This is a genomic window from Rahnella variigena (assembly GCF_003610915.1).
Taxonomy (GTDB): Bacteria; Pseudomonadota; Gammaproteobacteria; order Enterobacterales; family Enterobacteriaceae; genus Rahnella; species Rahnella variigena.
The window spans coordinates 549,851-567,247 of the sequence record NZ_NSDJ01000001.1; the positions used below are offsets into that span (position 1 = coordinate 549,851).

Genomic DNA, 17,397 nt, shown 5'->3' on the forward strand with positions numbered 1-17,397 from the left:
ATGCCTTTTTCTTTTAAGAAGGTCTGTTGAGAACGTCTTTTACTTAAACAGCGTCAGACCTCGGGCGTTTATCCAGCATCACCTGACTGTTTTCGCCAAGCCGTTCGATAAGAAAATCAATCACGCTGCGTAGCTTAGCGGAGGGGCGACTGTCCTGATGATAAATCAGGTACAACGGCGTCTGTTTATACGACCACTGCGGCAGTACAGGCACCAGACGGCCTTGTGCAATATCGTCCATCAACACGTAATCAGGTTGCAGAACAATGCCGCAGCCGCTGAGTGCCGCAATCCTGAGCGCGTTGCCCTGATTAGACATAAAGCGCCCGTTGATAAAGGCCTTAAACGTCTCGCCGTCTGGCCCGGTCAGGTCCCAGCGGTCCTGATGCAGCCAGTAAGACATCCCCAGACAGCTGTAATTGCCCAACTGGTCAGGATGTTCCGGCATGCCGTGCTGTCGGATATAGTCTGGCGAAGCGGCCAGTATCCGGCGATACGGACGTAAAGGACGCGCGACCACACCCGGTTCGCATACCTCGCCGATCTGAATACCCAGCTCGTAATTTCCCTCCGTCAGATTGGGCACCCGGTTATCCAGATTCAGCATGACATTTACGTCGGGATTGCGGGCCATATAAAGGCTCAGTTCAGGCACCAGACGCTGACCGCCGAAGCTCACGGGGGCAACCATACGCACCAGTCCTTTAGGCGCGGACTGTAATTCCATCGCACTATTCTCAGCGAGCGCGACTTCCGATAATACCCGGCGGCAGCGTTCAAAATAGAGTTGCCCGACTTCCGTCAGTTGCTGTCGCCGGGTCGTGCGATGCAATAAACGAGCGCCCAGCCGCTGCTCAATCTCCCGGATTTGCTTACCCACCATCGTGGGCGAGACATCGCTGGCTATCGCCGCTGCCGTGAAACTGCCGCATTCCACCACTCTGACAAACATCTCCATCCCGGACAATTTGCTCATGATTAACAACCCACAGGTTTCAATTCATTCAACTTAACACATATTTATTCTTCTCAATCCTTACGTAGAATAGGTTTTGCCCCGCCGTGAGGGGCCTAATCAATAAGGATTTACTATGCCGATGATCCGTTTAGAAATGCTGCCAGGCCGTACCGCTGAACAAAAACGCGACTTTGCCCGCGAAGTGACCCGCGTCGCGGTGGAAACCCTTAAATGTAAGCCTGAAAGTGTCGATGTGGTGATCACTGAAATTCCTAAATCACATTGGGCAAAAGGGGGAGAACTGATGGGGGATTAATTTCCCCGGTATGAAACGTCAGTCGGCAGTTGTTTATTTTTGATGTGCTGACTGACGAAATAATCGCGTTGTGCCAGACGTATTTCCGCCTTAATTCGTATCAGCCTCCCGCTTTAATAAAATCAGAACGTAACTCAACCGGAACATAAAGAAATGAAAAATTCTTATTCTGCGGGCGTTTTCTGCTGCCTGATCGCCACCCTTTCATGGGGCGCGACTTTCCCGATGATGACCAGTGCGCTGAGGCACCTCGATCCTTATACTTTTACCACGTTGCGTTATGGGTTCGCCGCTATCGCGTTAGTGACTGCACTGAGATTACGTGAAGGAAAAGAGGGGCTGAATCTGAAAGGTGAACGCGCCGGTCTGGCGTGGTTATTAGGTTCAGCAGCCTTTGTCGGCTTTGGCTTTTTTGTCTTTCTGGGCCAGCAAATGGCCGGGGAAAATGGCGCGCTAACCACGTCAATTATGATGGCCACCATGCCGATGCTGGGTATTCTGGTCAATGGCGTATTACGCAAAATCGTCCCGCCCGCCGTCTCTATCGGTCTGATTATGATGTCTTTCTTCGGGGTCATGACCGTGATCACCAAAGGGCACTATGCCAGCCTGTTTGATTCCCCTTCCAGCTACAAAGCCAACGCCCTGATTATTTTCGGCGCACTTTGCTGGGTTTTTTACACCGTAGGCGCGTCGTTTTTCCCGACCTGGTCACCGCTTAAATACACCGCCCTGACGAGCGTTCTCGGGATGTCCAGCGTGCTGGTATTAAACGCGCTGCTGTATATCACTGGCCTCGTGGAAGTACCCGCCGTTAGCGACTTCGAGTATGTGATCCCACATGTCTTTTACACCGCTTTTGTCGCCAGTTTTATCGGCATCCTGTGCTGGAATATTGGCAATAAAATCCTGACGCCACTCAACGGGGTGTTGTTTATGGATGTTGTCCCGATCACGGCTTTCTCTATTTCAGCCCTGACCGGCATCAAGCCCGGCACACCTGAAATTGCCGGTGCCTGCATCACCGGTTTTGCCCTGATCCTCAACAATCTCTATCTGCGTTACCGCACACCTAAACGGGTAGTTGTCCGCACTCAATAAAGCCACACATTGCGATGTCATCCCGATGAAGTCCCGGAAACAAAAAAACCAGAACAGAGGTTCTGGTTTTTAATGTGTACTTTTACTGTGTACTTGCTGTCAATGTTGGCAATTACGGGTTCAGGGATTTCGTCCGCTGCGCAAAACTCTTACGCAGTTTTTGTAATTTCGGCGGGATCACCGCCATGCAATAGCGGTTCTGCTGTCCGGCGCCGTCCCAGTAATTCTGGTGATAACCTTCAGCTACGTACACTTCACCGAGCGGTTCGATGCTGGTGACAATCGGATCACTGTGATCGTGCTGCGCGCGCAGGATTGCCGCTTCGGCCTCTGCTTTTTGCTGCTCATTCGCCGGGAAAATCGCCGAACGGTATTGCGTGCCGACGTCGTTACCCTGGCGGTTAAGCTGGGTTGGATCGTGCGTCACAAAGTGGATATCCAGCAAATCACCGTAGGTCAGTTTTTCAGGGTCAAACCCCACACGGATGGCTTCCGCATGACCGGTCGTACCGGTACAAACCTGCTCGTAATTCGGGTTCGGACGACGCCCGCCGGTATAAACGCTTTCCACCGACTCCACGCCGATGACGTCTTTAAATACCGCTTCTGTACACCAGAAACAGCCGCCACCGAAAATAGCGTATTCGATTGTCATACTGACTCCTTCACTCAGGGTATAGAGGAAATATGGGGACGGATAATGCTGAGATAAAGGTATGGCATTAAAAAAACAGAATGTGAAATGCTTATCGCCGGAAAATTATATTATTTTGCTACCGCTTATTTCCCTGTAAATAGTGTTGATATTGTGTCTGATTGATCTGCCTTTTTTTTCGTGGCAGACTCACTGGCATTGAAATACATGGAATTCCCCTATGAAAGACGTAATTGAAGGTTTCCTCAGATTCCAGAAAGAGGCGTTTCCGCAACGCTCTAAGTTATTCAAAGAACTCGCATTAAACCAAAATCCTAAGACCCTGTTTATCTCCTGTTCTGACAGCCGGTTAGTGCCGGAATTAGTCACGCAGCGTGAACCGGGCGAACTGTTTGTTATCCGTAATGCCGGTAATATTGTGCCGCCATTCGGTCCGGAACCGGGCGGCGTTTCCGCTACGGTTGAGTACGCGGTTAAAGCGCTGGGCGTGAAAGATATCGTCATCTGCGGGCACTCAAACTGCGGCGCAATGAGCGCCATCGCTAACTGCACCTGTCTCGATCACATGCCTGCGGTTGCGCACTGGCTGCGTTATTCTGATGCCGCGAAAGCCATCAATGAATCCGTCGAACACGAAAACCCTGAAGCACGCGTCAGCGGTATGGTGCATCAGAACGTGGTGGCTCAGCTGAGTAACCTGCGCACGCATCCTTGTGTCGCGGTCGCGCTGGCAAAAGGGGAAATCACCCTGCACGGCTGGGTGTATGATATTGAATCGGGTTGCATCGAAGCCTTTGATGCGAAAAGCGCATCCTTTATTTCGCTGTCAGATAACCCGGAAGTCCGCGCCAGTTAATTGCCCGTTAAATAAAACATCCGGAACATTTTTAAATAATGTTCCGGATGATAAATCAGCGACTTAAGTCTTATTATATTGTTACCTTAACCTCTGCCGTAATATCCCCCTGCCTGAACGACAGTTAACCGATTTCTCTTTTACGCCACAGCGAGAATAATTGATGCCTGTTATCACGTTAGACCGTCTCGCCGATTGTCCTGCTGCTCAGTGGGATGCGCTGGTGCCTGCGCAACAGCCGTTCCTCAGCTATGCATTTTTATCGGCGCTGGAAGACAGCGGCAGCCTGGGCCCAAATTCAGGCTGGCGTACGCAGCACCTGACCTGGCAGGAAAACGGCAACATCCTCGCCGCCATTCCCGGCTACCGCAAACGTCATTCTTATGGCGAATACGTGTTTGATCAGGGCTGGGCAGATGCCTGCCAGCGTTCCGGGATTGCTTATTACCCGAAATGGCTCGGCGCGGTGCCTTTCAGCCCGGTGACCGGCGCACGATTGCTGGGCGATGAACCGGCAGCAGTCAGTCTGTTGCAGGCGATACCAGATTATCTTGAAGAGAACGGCCTGACCGGCGCACACATCAATTTTACCGATGAACGCGCCAACCGGCTGATCGCAGCAGAACCCGTCTGGCAGCACCGGCAAGGGTTGCAGTATCACTGGCAAAACCGTGATTATCGCGATTTTCAGGATTACCTCGACGCGCTCACGTCGCGCAAGCGTAAACAGTTTCGCAAAGAGCGCGAACAGGTGGCGGCGCAGGGCATTGATTTTGTCTGGCTGGGAGGCGCGCAGGTCACTGAAGCGCAATGGGATTTCGTCTACGCCTGCTACAGCAATACCTATCACATCCGCGGTCAGTCGCCGTATCTGACCCGCGCATTTTTCAGCCTGCTGGCGGAAAGAATGCCTGAGGCGATCCGCGTGGTATTCGCGCAACAAAACGGGCGTGACTTAGCGATGGCGTTCAGCTTAATCAGCGGCGATACCTTCTACGGGCGTTACTGGGGCTGTCTGGCAGAATTCGACCGGCTGCATTTTGAAACCTGTTTCTATCAGGGGATGGAATACGCGATTGCCAGCGGCCTGAAACGGTTTGATGCGGGCGCACAGGGCGAACACAAACTGCTGCGTGGCTTTGAGCCGGTGATCACCGACTCGTGGCACTATTTACGTCATCCGGGTTTACGCGATGCCGTGGAAGATTTTTTAGTGGAAGAACGTGCCGGCGTGCAGCGCTGGGCCGACGAAGCCCGTGAAGTGCTGCCCTACCGGCACGACGTCTGTTAAGTTCGGGCCTTAATCCATACCGACAAATCCGCCGGTCTGATGTTGCCACAGGCGCGCATAAAGCCCGCCGTGCGCCAGCAGTTCGGCGTGATTGCCCATCTCGACAATCTGCCCTTTTTCCAGCACCACCAGCCGGTCCATTTTGGCAATTGTTGATAAACGGTGCGCAATGGCAATCACCGTTTTGCCGCCCATCAGCGTCTCCAGACTTTCCTGAATCGCCGCTTCCACTTCGGAATCCAGCGCTGACGTGGCTTCGTCCATGATCAGGATCGGCGCGTTTTTCAGCAATACGCGGGCAATCGCAATACGCTGACGCTGGCCGCCGGAGAGTTTGACGCCGCGCTCACCGACATGGGCATCAAGCCCGGTTCTGCCCAGCGAATCATATAGCTGCGGAATGAATTCATCGGCACGCGCCTGACGGATTGCCAGCTGCAACTCTTCTTCCGTCGCTCCCGGCCTGCCGTAGAGCAGGTTATCGCGTATAGAACGGTGCAGCAGCGAGGTGTCCTGCGTGATCATGCCGATTTGCGCGCGCAGGCTTTCCTGCGTGACCTCAGCGATATTCTGCTGGTCAATCATAATGCGGCCACCGTCGATGTCATACAAACGCAGCAACAGGTTCACCAGCGTGGATTTCCCCGCGCCGGAAGGGCCGATCAGGCCGATCTTCTCGCCGGGGCGGATCGCCAGATCCAGATTGGGGATCACCCTTCCGCCTTTGCCGGAATTCTCTTTGCCATAATTAAACTGAATGTGATCAAAGTGGATCGCACCCGGATCGACTTTCAGCGCTTTCGCCTGCGGTTGATCGGTGACGGTCAGCGGTTTTGCAATCGTGTGCAGGCCATCCTGAACCATGCCGATATTTTCGAAAATACCGTTCACCACCCACATGATCCAGCCGGACATATTCACGATACGGATCACCAGACCGGTCGCCAGCGCGATGGCTCCGACGCTTATCAGCGACTGCGTCCACAACCACAGCGCCAGACCCGTGGTGCTGACAATCAGCAAGCCATTCAGCGTGGTAATCGACACGTCCATGCCGGTGACCAGACGCCCCGCCAGCTGAGTTTTCTCAGTCTGTTCGGTAATCGCTTCGCGGGCGTATTTCTGCTCCAGATCGGTATGCGCGAACAGTTTCAGCGTGGTGATATTGGTGTAACCGTCAACAATGCAGCCCATCAGTTTCGAGCGCGCTTCCGACGACTGCACTGAACGTTGTTTCACGCGCGGCACGAAATAACGCAGACAAACACCGTAACCGAATATCCAGATAATCAGCGGGATCATCAGCCGCCAGTCCGCTTCAGCAAACAGGAACAGCGCACTGGCGGCGTAAATCACCACGTGCCAGATGGCATCCACCGCCTGCACCGCAGAATCGCGCAGCGAGTTACCGGTCTGCATAATGCGCTGGGCAATGCGTCCGGCGAAATCACTCTGGAAAAAGTTCAGGCTTTGTTTGAGGACATACTTATGATTCTGCCAGCGGATCATGCTGGTCATACCGGGGCTGATAGTCTGGTGAACCAGCAAATCATGCAGCCCGATAAATACCGGCCGCAGGATCATCGCCACCGCCGCCATCCACAACAGCTCGCCCATATGGTCGGTGAAAAAACTGCCCGGCGGAGTGTCTTTGGTCAGATCGATAATCTGACTGAGATAGCTGAACAGCGAGACTTCAATCAGCGCACAGACCAGCCCCACCACCAGCAAAATCGCAAAACTCGGCCAGACCTGGCGCAGGTAATAAAGATAGAAAGGCAGAACCTGATCCGGCGGCTCAGCAGCCGGTGCCTCACGGAAGATGTCGATCATTCGCTCGAAACGGCGAAACAGCATAGCGATCCCCTTTATGATTTCCCTGTCGGCGTTGCTGGTTTCCATGCCATTTCAACGCCGTAAAGGGGAAAGCTTAGTGCAAATCACGGAGATTACAGCCGGTTATTTCTTCAGCACCGCATCTTTTTGCAGCAGTGACAGGACAAACGCCAGCACCATGACGCAGGCCGCAATCAGATATACCGAGTGCAGCGCCGAGCCAAACGCCTGTAAATAATCATCGCGTATGGCGGTCGGTAATTCTTGTACTGCCTGCGCGCTGAGTGAGCGCGGAAGCACCGTACCTTCGGGGATCAGCGCCACCAGTTGATCACGCAGAACGTGGGTGAAAATCGCGCCAAACATCGCCACGCCGATAGAACCCCCAATCGAGCGGAACAGCGTCACACCGGAGGTCGCCACGCCCATTTGTTTCATCGAAACCGAGTTCTGCACCGCCAGCACCAGCACCTGCATCACCATCCCCAGTCCGAAACCGAGCACGCCGATATAGAGATACAGCATATGTACCGGCGTACTGACTTTCAGAAAGCCCAGCAGCACCATGCCGGCGAAACTCAGTAACGTACCGATAATCGGGAAAATACGATAACGGCCAATACGGCTGATCAGACGCCCGCTGACTATCGAACTGAACAGCAATGCGCCCATCAGCGGCAACAGCTGCATCCCCGCTCCCGACGGCGATGACCCTTTCACCACCTGCAGATACAGCGGCAGGAAAGTCATCGAACCCATCAGCGACATGCCGATAATAAAGCTGATTGCGCAGCTCAGCAGGAAGGTGCGGTCGCGGAACAGACCCAGCGGAATGATTGGCTCTGCCGCCAGCGTCTCTTCGTAAATAAAGCCGCCAAGCGTCACGATACCGAACGCCAGAATGCACCACAGCTGCGGATCCGACCACTGATACACCGTGCCGCCTTCGCTGGTGAACAAAATGATGCAGGTCAGCGCCGCCGCGAGATAACCCGCGCCGAGAAAATCGATTTCATGGCGGATGCGCGCGCTTTGCGATTTCAGCGCCACGCCAATCACCAGCAGGGCAAAAATCCCCAGCGGCAGGTTGATGTAGAAAATCCAGCGCCACGAAATATGCTCCACCAGAAAACCACCGATCAGCGGCCCGATCACCGTCGCCAGACCAAATACGCCGCCGAACAGCCCCTGATATTTTCCGCGCTCTGACGGCGGAATGACATCACCGACCGCCGCCATACTGACCACCATCAGCCCGCCACCGCCCAGCCCTTGCAGGGCGCGCATCAGGATCAGCTGCGTCATGTTTTGCGCCAGCCCGCACAATACCGAACCGAGCAGGAACACAATAATCGCCGTTTGCAGCACGATTTTGCGTCCGAGCAGATCACCAAACTTACCGTATAGCGGCACCACAATCGTGGAAGCCAGCAGATAAGAGGTCACCACCCACGAGAGCTGATCCAGCCCGCCGAGCTCGCTGACGATAGTCGGCAACGCGGTAGACACAATCGTCTGGTCGAGTGCGGCCAGCAGCATCACCAGCATCAGCGCGGAGAACAGCAGCTTTATTGAAGGCTTCTCCTTCGCGACTTCGCTCTGTGCCGAATTTATTGTCGTCATGAATGACATCCTGACTTGTAATTAATTAACTGTATAATTAATATTGAAGCATCAAATTAATCTGGTCAATGGATCAACCCCCTTATGGCAGACAGAAAAATCTCAGAAACGGCGAGATCCGCACAAAAGGATCAAAAACCAGAGACGACAACCGCGCGTCGTCCGGGCCGTCCGCGCAGTGCAAAATCCGGAGCAGATAAGCGTGAACTGCTGCTGGACGCGGCTCTGAAACTGTTTGCCCAATACGGCATCGCTGAAACGCCGCTGAGCATGATCGCCAAAGAAGCGGGCGTCACTACCGCCATGCTCCATTACTATTTCAGGACCCGCGAACAGCTTCTGGACGTGATGATCGACGAACGTTTTCAGCCGGTGCGTGCCGGATTTACCGACATTTTTGAAACACACGCCGACGACCCGCTGATGGCGATCACCCACATGGCGCAGTGCATGATTGATGCGGCAGAAAAATATCCGTGGGTGGCGCCGCTGTGGGTGCGCGAAGTCATCAGCGAAAGCGGCATGCTGAAAAAACGCATGGAAGAACGCAACGGCGACAAGAACCGCAAAATCGTGCATGAATGCATCACCCGCTGGCAGGCCGAAGGAAAACTGAACCCGGATCTGAACCCGGCATTGCTGTTTATTTCACTGTTCGGCCTGACGCTGTTCCCGATGGCCTCAATGAAAATGCGTCAGGAAGGCGCGTCGCCTATTTCCCTCGATATGCTGCGCAAACATGTCGCCCTTTTGCTGTTCCACGGCGTGGCACCGCAGAAGCCGTAAGGGAAATTCCGGCAAGCGCGGGGATAGCCGCGCAACTCTCTTAAATCCCTCTTTTTTGTAATGAAAAATACTGCGCAGACTCCTTTATGATGTAACGAAAATGTTGCTGTTACTCAGGGAATGCCGTTTAACATGAAGGGAATGCCGCCGTTAATTCTCGCGCTGTTAGCCAGTTCGTTAGTACTCACTATCGGACGAGGCGTCACACTGCCGTTTATCACGATTTATCTGACTGAGCACTATCATCTGTTGCCGAAAAGCGTCGGGATTATTCTCGGAGCCAGCCTGGCGATCGGCATTCTCAGCAGTCTGTACGGCGGTTATCTGGTGGATAAATTCAATCACCGGACGCTGATTACTGTCTCCGTCAATCTGTTTGGTCTGAGCTTCTTACTGCTGCCGTTTCTGCCCAATGTGACCGGCGTTCTGCTGGTTCTGGCGCTGCTGAATGCGTCTTACGCCCTGCTCAGCATCACGCTCAAAGCCTGTATCGCCAGCTGGTTGCCGGTGGAAAAACGGGTGAAAGCCTTTTCGATGAACTATACGCTGGTGAACGTCGGCTGGGCGGTGGGATCATCGCTGGGCGTCTGGCTGGCGGGTTTCAGCCCGATGCTGCCGTTCGTGATTTCCGGCGTGCTGGCACTGGGCACCGTGACTTCCCTGACCTGGGGATTGCGCAATATTCCGCATAAACCGCCGCAGACCACGCCTGAACAAAAACCGCTGCCCAAACCGAACCTTCGCCAGACATTGAGCATTCTCGCGCACGACCGCCGCCTGATTTACTTCACGCTGGGCAGTACGCTGGGGTCGATAGTGTTCGGGCAGTTCGCCGGTTATCTGTCGCAGTATCTGATCCTGGTGTCGGACGCGACCTTTGCCTACAAGATTATCGGCGCAGTGATGATCACCAACGCCGTGATTGTTATCGCTTTCCAGTACGTATTAAGCAGCCGGATGAAGCAAAATACGCTGCTGAAATGGCTGCTGCTCGGCACAATTTTCTTCATCATCGGCCTGATTGGCTTTATGACTGCCGGACAATCCATACTGTTCTGGGTGATCGCCATGGCGATTTTCAGCTTCGGCGAGCTGATCGTTATTCCGGTGGAATACATGTTTATCGACTTTATCGCGCCAGAAAACATGAAAGGCAGTTATTACGGGATGCAGAATCTGAGCAATCTCGGCGGCGCGATAAACCCGGTGATGTGCGGTTTTCTGCTCAGTTACGCCGCCCCGCCGGTGATGTTTATCGCGCTGATCGCCGCCTCGGTGGGCGGCCTGGTATTCTTCTGGATGGGACACCGGCTGGCGGCTAATACAGCGCGCGCGCCTGTTGTTTAAGGGTTTCCATCAGTCCGATATAAGGATAAGGGCCGTAGCTCAACCGACTGATACCCGCCGCAGTGAGTTCAGCCAGCGGCGGCGTCAGGCTGCTGGCCATAATATTCACCGGCAATGCTGAGACATCGCAAAGTTCGGCAATCAATCCAACGTCACTCAGACCTGGAACAAAAAACCCGCTGGCACCCGCATTCTGATAAGCAGTCAGCCGCTTTTTGACTTCGGCCATCAGCGCCGAATGTTGCGTGGCGTCAGGCTGCTGCAAAAAGACATCGGTTCGGGCATTGATAAATAGCGTAATTCCCTGAGACTCCGCCTCCTGACGAAGAGAGTTTAAAATCTCGCATTGTTCTCGTACTCCGTTCAGCGCGGATAATCCCAGTTGCTGATCCTCAACATTAATCCCCACCACACCGGCCTGCAAAAGCGCGCTCAGGTTGTCGCGGCGGGCTGCACCATAACCGGTTTCGAAATCCACCGTCAGCGGCAAACTAATAACTGAGGCAATACGTTGCACCGTGTGTAACAGGCTGGAAAAAGGCATGGCTTCGCCATCCTGATATCCCTGCGCCGCCGCACACGACCAGCTTCCGGTGGCGATGGCTTTTGCCCCCGCCTGCGCCACGGCCAGCGCGCTGCCCGCATCCCAGATGTTGTATAAAACGACCGGATTATATTTCTGGTGAAGCTCTGAAAATGCCACTGCCTGACTTTGCTGACTCATACCCTGCTCCTCGTTTAGCGGCTTAGCGCCATTCTTCGTTCGTGTTCAATCAGCCATCGCTTGCGCCATAATCCGCCGCCGTAACCGGTCAGCGAACCGTCGGCACCGATTACGCGATGACAAGGGATCAGAATTGAAATCTGGTTAGCACCGTTGGCACGTGCTACCGCGCGGGACGCCGTTGCCTGCCCGATATCTGCCGCCAGCGCGGAATAACTGCGCAGCTCACCTGCAGGAATGTCTCTGAGCGCATCCCAGACTTTACGGGTAAATAACGAGCCGAACTCTGCCAGCGGCGTGGCGAATGTGTGTGTTTCACCCGCGAAATAGGCCGTCAGCTCCTGTTCAACCTGATCAACCAGTGGCGTTCGTCCAAAAATAATTTCAGAGGATGTGAGCTGCTTCAGCCGCTCAATTTCATTCGGCAATGCCGGACGGTCAATAAACTCCAGCAGATACAGCGCCTCGCGACTGGCAATTGCCAGCATTGAACCGATGGGCGTATCCAGCCAGTCTGCTTTCAGAAACTGATGCTTTCTCGCCTGACTGGGGTTACTGCCGATTTGCCGGGTGATCGCTGCACGAAATCCGCTACCGGATCCAAAGCTGGCGTCCAGTTGCGCCTCAATCACGGCCTCACCGTGAGTAAGCGCATCGACACCTTTACCTACCCGCCGCAAACGCGCCATTTCCAGAAAGGTGATGCCAAACTGCCGTTTAAAGGCGCGGCGGACAGTGGAAGGATCGACATTCATCGCCTGCACATCGCCCTCGCTCCATTTTCTGTACGGCTCATTTTCCAGCGCGGCCAGTAATTTCAGCACCAGCGGGTCTTTTTCGCCGCCCTGCATGAGCGGCCGGCAGCGTTTACACGGCCGGAATCCGGCTTCCATCGCGCTGACCATCGATGGATAAAATACGGAATTTTCACGTTTGGGTTTACGCGCGGGACAGGTCAGCCGGCAGAAAATACCGGTGCTTTTCACGCCGACAAAGGCAAAGCCATCGTAAGCAGGATCACGGGCAATCAGCGCAGCATAAAGAACATCATCGTCAGGCAAATCGAACAACATGATTTCACTCGCAGACCGGAGACATGGGGAAAAGCATAGGGGAATTTGAGCAGGGGTAGCGACGTTTTTCGGGCGTTGATTTTACCTTTTTCCGTTCACTACTTACGACAAGATAATACGTGCCCGGCGTGATACCGGGCACGGCTGCTTTTACTCTTCCAGACCGCGGTTTTTCAGCATCGGCTCAATCGATGGCGCTTTGCCACGCCAGGTTTCGTAGAGCTTTTCGAGGTCTTCGCTGTTACCACGTGAGAGGATCTGGTCGCGGAATTTCTGACCATTCTCCCGCGTCAGCCCGCCCTGTTCAGTGATACCGGCAAAGGCATCGTCGGCCAGCATTTCGGTCCACAGATAGGCGTAATATCCGGCCGCATAGCCATTACCCCAAATGTGCTGGAAATAGCTGGAACGGTAACGCGGCGGCACATACGCCAGATTCACTTTGTCTTTCGCCAGTGACTCCGCTTCGAACTTATCAACGTCATGCTGCGGTGCGTCTGCGCTCAGACTGTGCCAGTGCATATCCAGCAGCGCCGCGGCCAGCAGCTCGGTCATGTCATACCCTTTGTTGAACTTACTGGCCTTTTCGATTTTGTCCTGCAAGGCCTGCGGCATCACTTCGCCGGTCTGATAATGTTTAGCGAAGTGAGTAAACACTTTCGGGTCGCTCGCCCAGTGCTCGTTAAACTGCGACGGGAACTCGACAAAATCACGCGGTGTCGCGGTGCCGGAAAGGCTCGGGTATTCCTGATCGGCAAACAAACCGTGCAGCGTATGACCAAACTCGTGGAACAGGGTGATGACATCGTCCCACGACAGCAATGCCGGTTGCCCTGCCGCCGGTTTCTGGAAGTTCGCCACGTTATAAATCACCGGCTTATTACCCAGTAATTTCGACTGATCGACGTAATTGCTCATCCACGCGCCGCCGCCTTTATTATCACGCTGATAATAATCGGCATAGAAAAGCGCCATCGATTTACCGTCTTTATCGAACACCTCGAAAACCCTCACGTCCGGGTTATATACCGGCAGGTCTTTGCGCTCTTTAAACGTGATGCCATACAACAGGTTAGCGGCATAAAACACGCCATTCTCCAGCACGTTGTTCAGCTCGAAATACGGTTTGATCTGCGCGTCGTCCAGATCATATTTCTCTTTGCGCACCTGCTGCGCATAGTGCTGCCAGTCCCAGGCAGCCACTTTAAAGCCACCCTTCTGTTTATCGATTTCGGCCTGAATATCCTGCGCCTCACGCTGCGCGCGGGCGGTCGCGGCTGGCACAATTTTGTGCATGAAATCCAGTGCGGCTTGCGGCGTTTTCGCCATCTGATCTTCCAGCTTCCACGCGGCATAGCTCGGGAAACCCAGCACCTGAGCCTGCTCCGCGCGGACTTTTGCCAGCTTCGCAATCAGCGTACGGGTGTCGTTGGCATCGCCTTTTTCAGCGCGATTAATGGAAGCTTCATACAGCGCCTGCCGTGTGTCACGGTCATCGAGCGACTGTAATAACGGCTGCTGCGTGGTGTTTTGCAGCACCAGCAGCCAGGCGTTATCCAGCTTGCGGTCTTTGGCGGCCTGCGCGGCAGCCGATAACTCAGCATCACTTAGCCCGGAAAGCTGCGCTTTATCTTTCACCGTCAGGCCGCCCGCTTTGGTCGCGGCCAGCAATTTGTTAGTGAACTGCGTGCTGAGCGTCGCGGCCTGCTGGTTCAGCGCCTTGAGTTTGTCTTTATCGGCATCAGAAAGATTGGCACCTGCCAGCTCGAAATCTTTAAACGTCACGTCGATCAGGCGCTGTGATTCGGGGGAAATTTTCAGGCTGCTACGCTGGTCATACACCGCTTTCAGCCGCGCAAACAGTTTGCTGTTGAGATGGATACTGTCATCCATCGCTGCCAGTTCAGGCGACGTGTCTTCGTCGATTTTTTGCAGCGTGTCGTTGGTATTTGCGCCGGTCATCGCGCCAAAAACATTTTGTACGCGCTGCAGCATAACGCCGGATTTTTCCAGCGCCACATAAGTATTTTCAAAAGTAGGCGGCGCTGTGTCGTTAGCAATTTTATCGACTTCAGCCAGTTTCTGGCGAATGCCTTCGAGAATCGCCGGCTCGTAATCGCTGTCTTTATAGAGATTAAATTGTGGCGCCTGATATTCCAGCGGGCTGGGTTTCAGAAATGGGTTATCTGCGTTGATGGCGTGATTCATAACGTGCTCCTGCATTGGTGCCGGTGCAGATGTGGATTGTGCAGCGGCTGCATATTGGCTGCATGCCAGAGTTAAAGAGAGAAAAAGAGGAGAGAGACGCATTTTTGGATTTTCCTTTGCCTGAGTTCCTTTAAGTCTTTGAGCATAGTAACAGGCAGGGAATTGGGCAAAATTGACAGGGTAGAATTTGCCCACAAACCGATTCGTTCTTAATCAAGGTCGACTACTTTTCACACCGCAGGCTGTCAGTCTTCTGCCTCTGAGCTGTCTGAACCTGAGCCGAAGAAATCGCTACCATAAGCGCCTTCATCACTGTCACTTGAGCTGGAACTGCTCATCCGTGGCTTGTAATGCTCCATATGGATTGCATATTCATCAGATTTTATGCCAACCATTTTCGGAACACGGATCTCCGGCCGGAAAAAACTGTTCACTACGTTAGACAGTTGTGCGTTATTTCTGGCAGACAGGATTATTTTCTGATCTGCGGGCGGTAAACTCCGGCTATCTAAAATAATAGAATACGTCAGTCCTAAAATGGAGAGCATCTTCCCGTTAAAAATTATCGACAGACGGTTAAACGCCCTCTTTTCTAATATATTAACCGCCTCCCGGCTCAGTTCTGGAATATGACATCTCGGCATCACTAAAGCGACCTGATCCGTTAGCACCAGCGATGAATTTCGAAAAACAGGATGAGAATAGGCTATTTTATAAAATATACTGCCAAAGCGACTTGAGGATTTCAGTAATGGTGAACCCACTTCTAAAGAAAAAAATACATAACCGTCATTTCCCAACATCGAAATATCTATAGGCTGAGTGTTACCTGCATTAAACCGGACCCCCTTACTGATTAATTTCTTCCTCGAATATAAAATCAGATCGTTGTTCTTATTGACCACGTCAAGTGAATCTGTACAGTGAACAGCATAGAAAGGTGCCTGAGACAGGGTATTAAAAAAACTCTGCTCCTGAATCGTCAATTTACCCAGTGCTATTCGTAATGCGTGATAGTTATGCACAGAATAATCATCTATCGTTTTCTTGCCGGGCTGCCACAGAATACCATTACGAATCATGCTCTCACTGGTTTGTGAGGACCATCTGTTGCGGGTATTGTGTAAGATCTTCTCGCCTGCTGTCTTTTTGGTGAGAAATTTTTTATCCGGTGCAAGCATATATTAATGCTCCATATTCAAAAATAAATAATGAAGAGATTAAAATAAAAACACCTTCATAGCCACTTACTTAGTAATTAATCAGATTGAAAATATTATAAAGTAAAGCAAGCTACTGATAATATAAAATCATTAACGTGACATGGAACTTCTGATAACCTATTTATAACTGAAATAAAAAAATTAACAGGATTGAGGATGTTCACCAATCAAGTATTCACTGACCAGCGTTTTAGCGTGAAGCAATTCACCGGCGAGACACTGGAGAACTGCCGCTTCTACCGCTGCCGGTTCGACAGCACCGATCTGTCAGAAACCGCATTTGTCGATTGTCTTTTTTACGATGATGAAGAACAAAAAGGCTGCTCTTTCCAGCATGCAAAATTGCAGGATGCCAGCTTTAAGCGCTGTGACCTGACGATGGCAGATTTCAAAAACATTCAGGCGCTGGGCTGTGAAATCCGTGAATGCAAAGCCACCGGCGCAGATTTCAGCGGTGCCAGTTTTATGAACATGATCACCTCACGCACCTGGTTTTGCAGCGCCTTCATGACTAAAAATAACTTCAGCTACGCCAACTTCAGCAAAGTCATTCTGGAGAAATGCGAGTTATGGGAAAACCGCTGGACCGGCGCAAACGTGCAGGGCGCAAACTTAAGCGGCTCCGACCTTTCCGGTGGAGAATTCACCGAGTTCGACTGGAATAACGTCAACATCACCCATTGCGACCTGACGAATTCAGATCTGGGCGAACTGAACATCCGTAAAGTCGATCTCGATGGCGTGAAAATCGACGACTGGCAGCAAAGTCACTTGCTGGAAAAATTGGGGATGATTGTGATCCATTCGAAATGACGGGATTTGAAAGAGCAGTTAACGTTTTTTCTGTGCGAGAGCGCAAAGCGCCTCAATATTACTTTTTTCGCCTTCGGCCTCTTTCAACTTGCGACGCTGTTCAGCGAATTTCTCATGTTGATGGCAAGCTTTTTCATCCGCTTCTTTTTTGCTGGTTTTACCGCTGCCCTGCAAAAATATCTTTGATACGAAGATAAATACGGCGTTCGCTGGCACGTATATCCCGGATGCGCTCCAACATTTCGTCGAAATAATCCGGCACAACTGACTGACCCACTGGCGGATTTTTCAGTCGTGGATCGTCCATTACAAACCCTTTAATGACATATTCTTGCAGGGTTTGGGTCGCGCACTGACGGAATTGCGTACCACGGGCAGAGCGGACGCGATATCCGACCGCAAGGATGGCATCAAGATTGTAATAATCAATATGCCGGGAAACCTCCCGCGTCCCTTCCTGACGAACTATCCGGAATTTCCGGATGGTTGCAACTCGCTCAAGCTCGCCGTCGTTATAGATATTCATCAAATGTTAGTGGCGTTTGGGTTGCCTGATCCCGCTTATTATTAAAGCGTGAAACTGGGTT

General features: G+C 52.6%; 16 protein-coding genes and 1 pseudogene. 7 read left to right on the plus strand and 10 right to left on the minus strand.

Annotated elements, in window-relative coordinates:
• Window positions 1-43: 43 nt before the first annotated feature.
• The gene (locus tag CKQ54_RS02550) at window positions 44-976 is read right to left on the minus strand and encodes a LysR family transcriptional regulator (RefSeq protein ID WP_120163496.1); all 933 of its coding nucleotides are present in this window, start codon (window positions 974-976) and stop codon (window positions 44-46) included.
• A gap of 115 nt (window positions 977-1,091) precedes the next feature.
• Here CKQ54_RS02550 and CKQ54_RS02555 point away from each other — a divergent pair, with 115 nt between their 5' ends.
• Entirely contained in the window at window positions 1,092-1,274 is a 183-nt protein-coding gene (locus CKQ54_RS02555) for a 4-oxalocrotonate tautomerase (RefSeq protein WP_095923902.1), read from the plus strand.
• A gap of 153 nt (window positions 1,275-1,427) precedes the next feature.
• On the plus strand, window positions 1,428-2,375 hold the full coding sequence (locus CKQ54_RS02560) for a DMT family transporter (protein ID WP_120163497.1): 948 nt from the start codon (window positions 1,428-1,430) through the stop codon (window positions 2,373-2,375).
• Between the two features lie 112 nt (window positions 2,376-2,487).
• Here the strand turns inward: CKQ54_RS02560 and msrA are convergent, their stop codons facing one another.
• Window positions 2,488-3,030 (minus strand): peptide-methionine (S)-S-oxide reductase MsrA, encoded by a 543-nt coding sequence (gene msrA / locus CKQ54_RS02565; protein ID WP_112288068.1) that lies wholly within the window; start codon window positions 3,028-3,030, stop codon window positions 2,488-2,490.
• A 220-nt stretch (window positions 3,031-3,250) separates the two neighbouring features.
• Here msrA and CKQ54_RS02570 point away from each other — a divergent pair, with 220 nt between their 5' ends.
• Together CKQ54_RS02570 and CKQ54_RS02575 are read left to right on the plus strand one after the other, a co-directional pair.
• Window positions 3,251-3,886, plus strand: a complete 636-nt coding sequence (locus CKQ54_RS02570) for a carbonic anhydrase (protein ID WP_120163498.1) — start codon at window positions 3,251-3,253, stop codon at window positions 3,884-3,886.
• Between the two features lie 163 nt (window positions 3,887-4,049).
• Window positions 4,050-5,177, plus strand: coding sequence for a GNAT family N-acetyltransferase (locus CKQ54_RS02575; RefSeq protein ID WP_120163499.1), 1,128 nt, complete (start codon window positions 4,050-4,052; stop codon window positions 5,175-5,177).
• A gap of 9 nt (window positions 5,178-5,186) precedes the next feature.
• On the opposite strand, the gene CKQ54_RS02580 is transcribed toward CKQ54_RS02575, so the two are convergent.
• A complete protein-coding gene (locus tag CKQ54_RS02580) occupies window positions 5,187-7,034 on the minus strand; it encodes an ABC transporter ATP-binding protein (protein ID WP_120163500.1) in 1,848 nt (615 codons plus the stop codon).
• Window positions 7,035-7,136: 102 nt separating this feature from the next.
• The gene (locus CKQ54_RS02585; RefSeq protein WP_120163501.1) at window positions 7,137-8,636 is read right to left on the minus strand and encodes an MDR family MFS transporter; all 1,500 of its coding nucleotides are present in this window, start codon (window positions 8,634-8,636) and stop codon (window positions 7,137-7,139) included.
• Between the two features lie 84 nt (window positions 8,637-8,720).
• Between CKQ54_RS02585 and CKQ54_RS02590 the strand changes: the two genes are divergently transcribed.
• Both CKQ54_RS02590 and CKQ54_RS02595 read left to right on the plus strand, forming a co-directional pair.
• Window positions 8,721-9,422 (plus strand): TetR/AcrR family transcriptional regulator, encoded by a 702-nt coding sequence (locus CKQ54_RS02590; protein WP_120163502.1) that lies wholly within the window; start codon window positions 8,721-8,723, stop codon window positions 9,420-9,422.
• A gap of 132 nt (window positions 9,423-9,554) precedes the next feature.
• A complete protein-coding gene (locus tag CKQ54_RS02595) occupies window positions 9,555-10,769 on the plus strand; it encodes an MFS transporter (RefSeq protein WP_120163522.1) in 1,215 nt (404 codons plus the stop codon).
• On the opposite strand, the gene CKQ54_RS02600 is transcribed toward CKQ54_RS02595, so the two are convergent.
• From CKQ54_RS02600 to CKQ54_RS02615, 4 genes are all read right to left on the minus strand, one after another.
• On the minus strand, window positions 10,741-11,493 hold the full coding sequence (locus tag CKQ54_RS02600) for an isocitrate lyase/PEP mutase family protein (RefSeq protein WP_120163503.1): 753 nt from the start codon (window positions 11,491-11,493) through the stop codon (window positions 10,741-10,743). The genes CKQ54_RS02595 and CKQ54_RS02600 overlap by 29 nt on opposite strands.
• Before the next feature lie 14 nt (window positions 11,494-11,507).
• Window positions 11,508-12,566, minus strand: coding sequence for a bifunctional transcriptional activator/DNA repair enzyme AdaA (locus CKQ54_RS02605; protein WP_120163504.1), 1,059 nt, complete (start codon window positions 12,564-12,566; stop codon window positions 11,508-11,510).
• Window positions 12,567-12,716: 150 nt separating this feature from the next.
• Window positions 12,717-14,876, minus strand: coding sequence for a peptidyl-dipeptidase Dcp (gene dcp / locus CKQ54_RS02610; protein ID WP_120163505.1), 2,160 nt, complete (start codon window positions 14,874-14,876; stop codon window positions 12,717-12,719).
• 143 nt (window positions 14,877-15,019) lie between these two features.
• Window positions 15,020-15,955, minus strand: a complete 936-nt coding sequence (locus CKQ54_RS02615; protein ID WP_120163506.1) for a hypothetical protein — start codon at window positions 15,953-15,955, stop codon at window positions 15,020-15,022.
• A 198-nt stretch (window positions 15,956-16,153) separates the two neighbouring features.
• On the opposite strand from CKQ54_RS02615, the gene CKQ54_RS02620 reads away from it, so the two are divergent.
• On the plus strand, window positions 16,154-16,810 hold the full coding sequence (locus CKQ54_RS02620) for a Qnr family pentapeptide repeat protein (protein ID WP_112288028.1): 657 nt from the start codon (window positions 16,154-16,156) through the stop codon (window positions 16,808-16,810).
• Window positions 16,811-16,828: 18 nt separating this feature from the next.
• Here the strand turns inward: CKQ54_RS02620 and CKQ54_RS26035 are convergent, their stop codons facing one another.
• Both CKQ54_RS26035 and rhuM read right to left on the minus strand, forming a co-directional pair.
• Window positions 16,829-16,984 carry a hypothetical protein gene (locus CKQ54_RS26035; protein WP_208644581.1) on the minus strand — a complete coding sequence of 52 codons (156 nt, stop codon included), beginning with the start codon at window positions 16,982-16,984 and terminating at the stop codon, window positions 16,829-16,831.
• Window positions 16,980-17,342: pseudogene (gene rhuM / locus CKQ54_RS02625) on the minus strand (RhuM family protein); the annotation flags it as partial. The pseudogene rhuM and the gene CKQ54_RS26035, both read right to left, overlap by 5 nt.
• Window positions 17,343-17,397 lie beyond the last annotated feature (55 nt).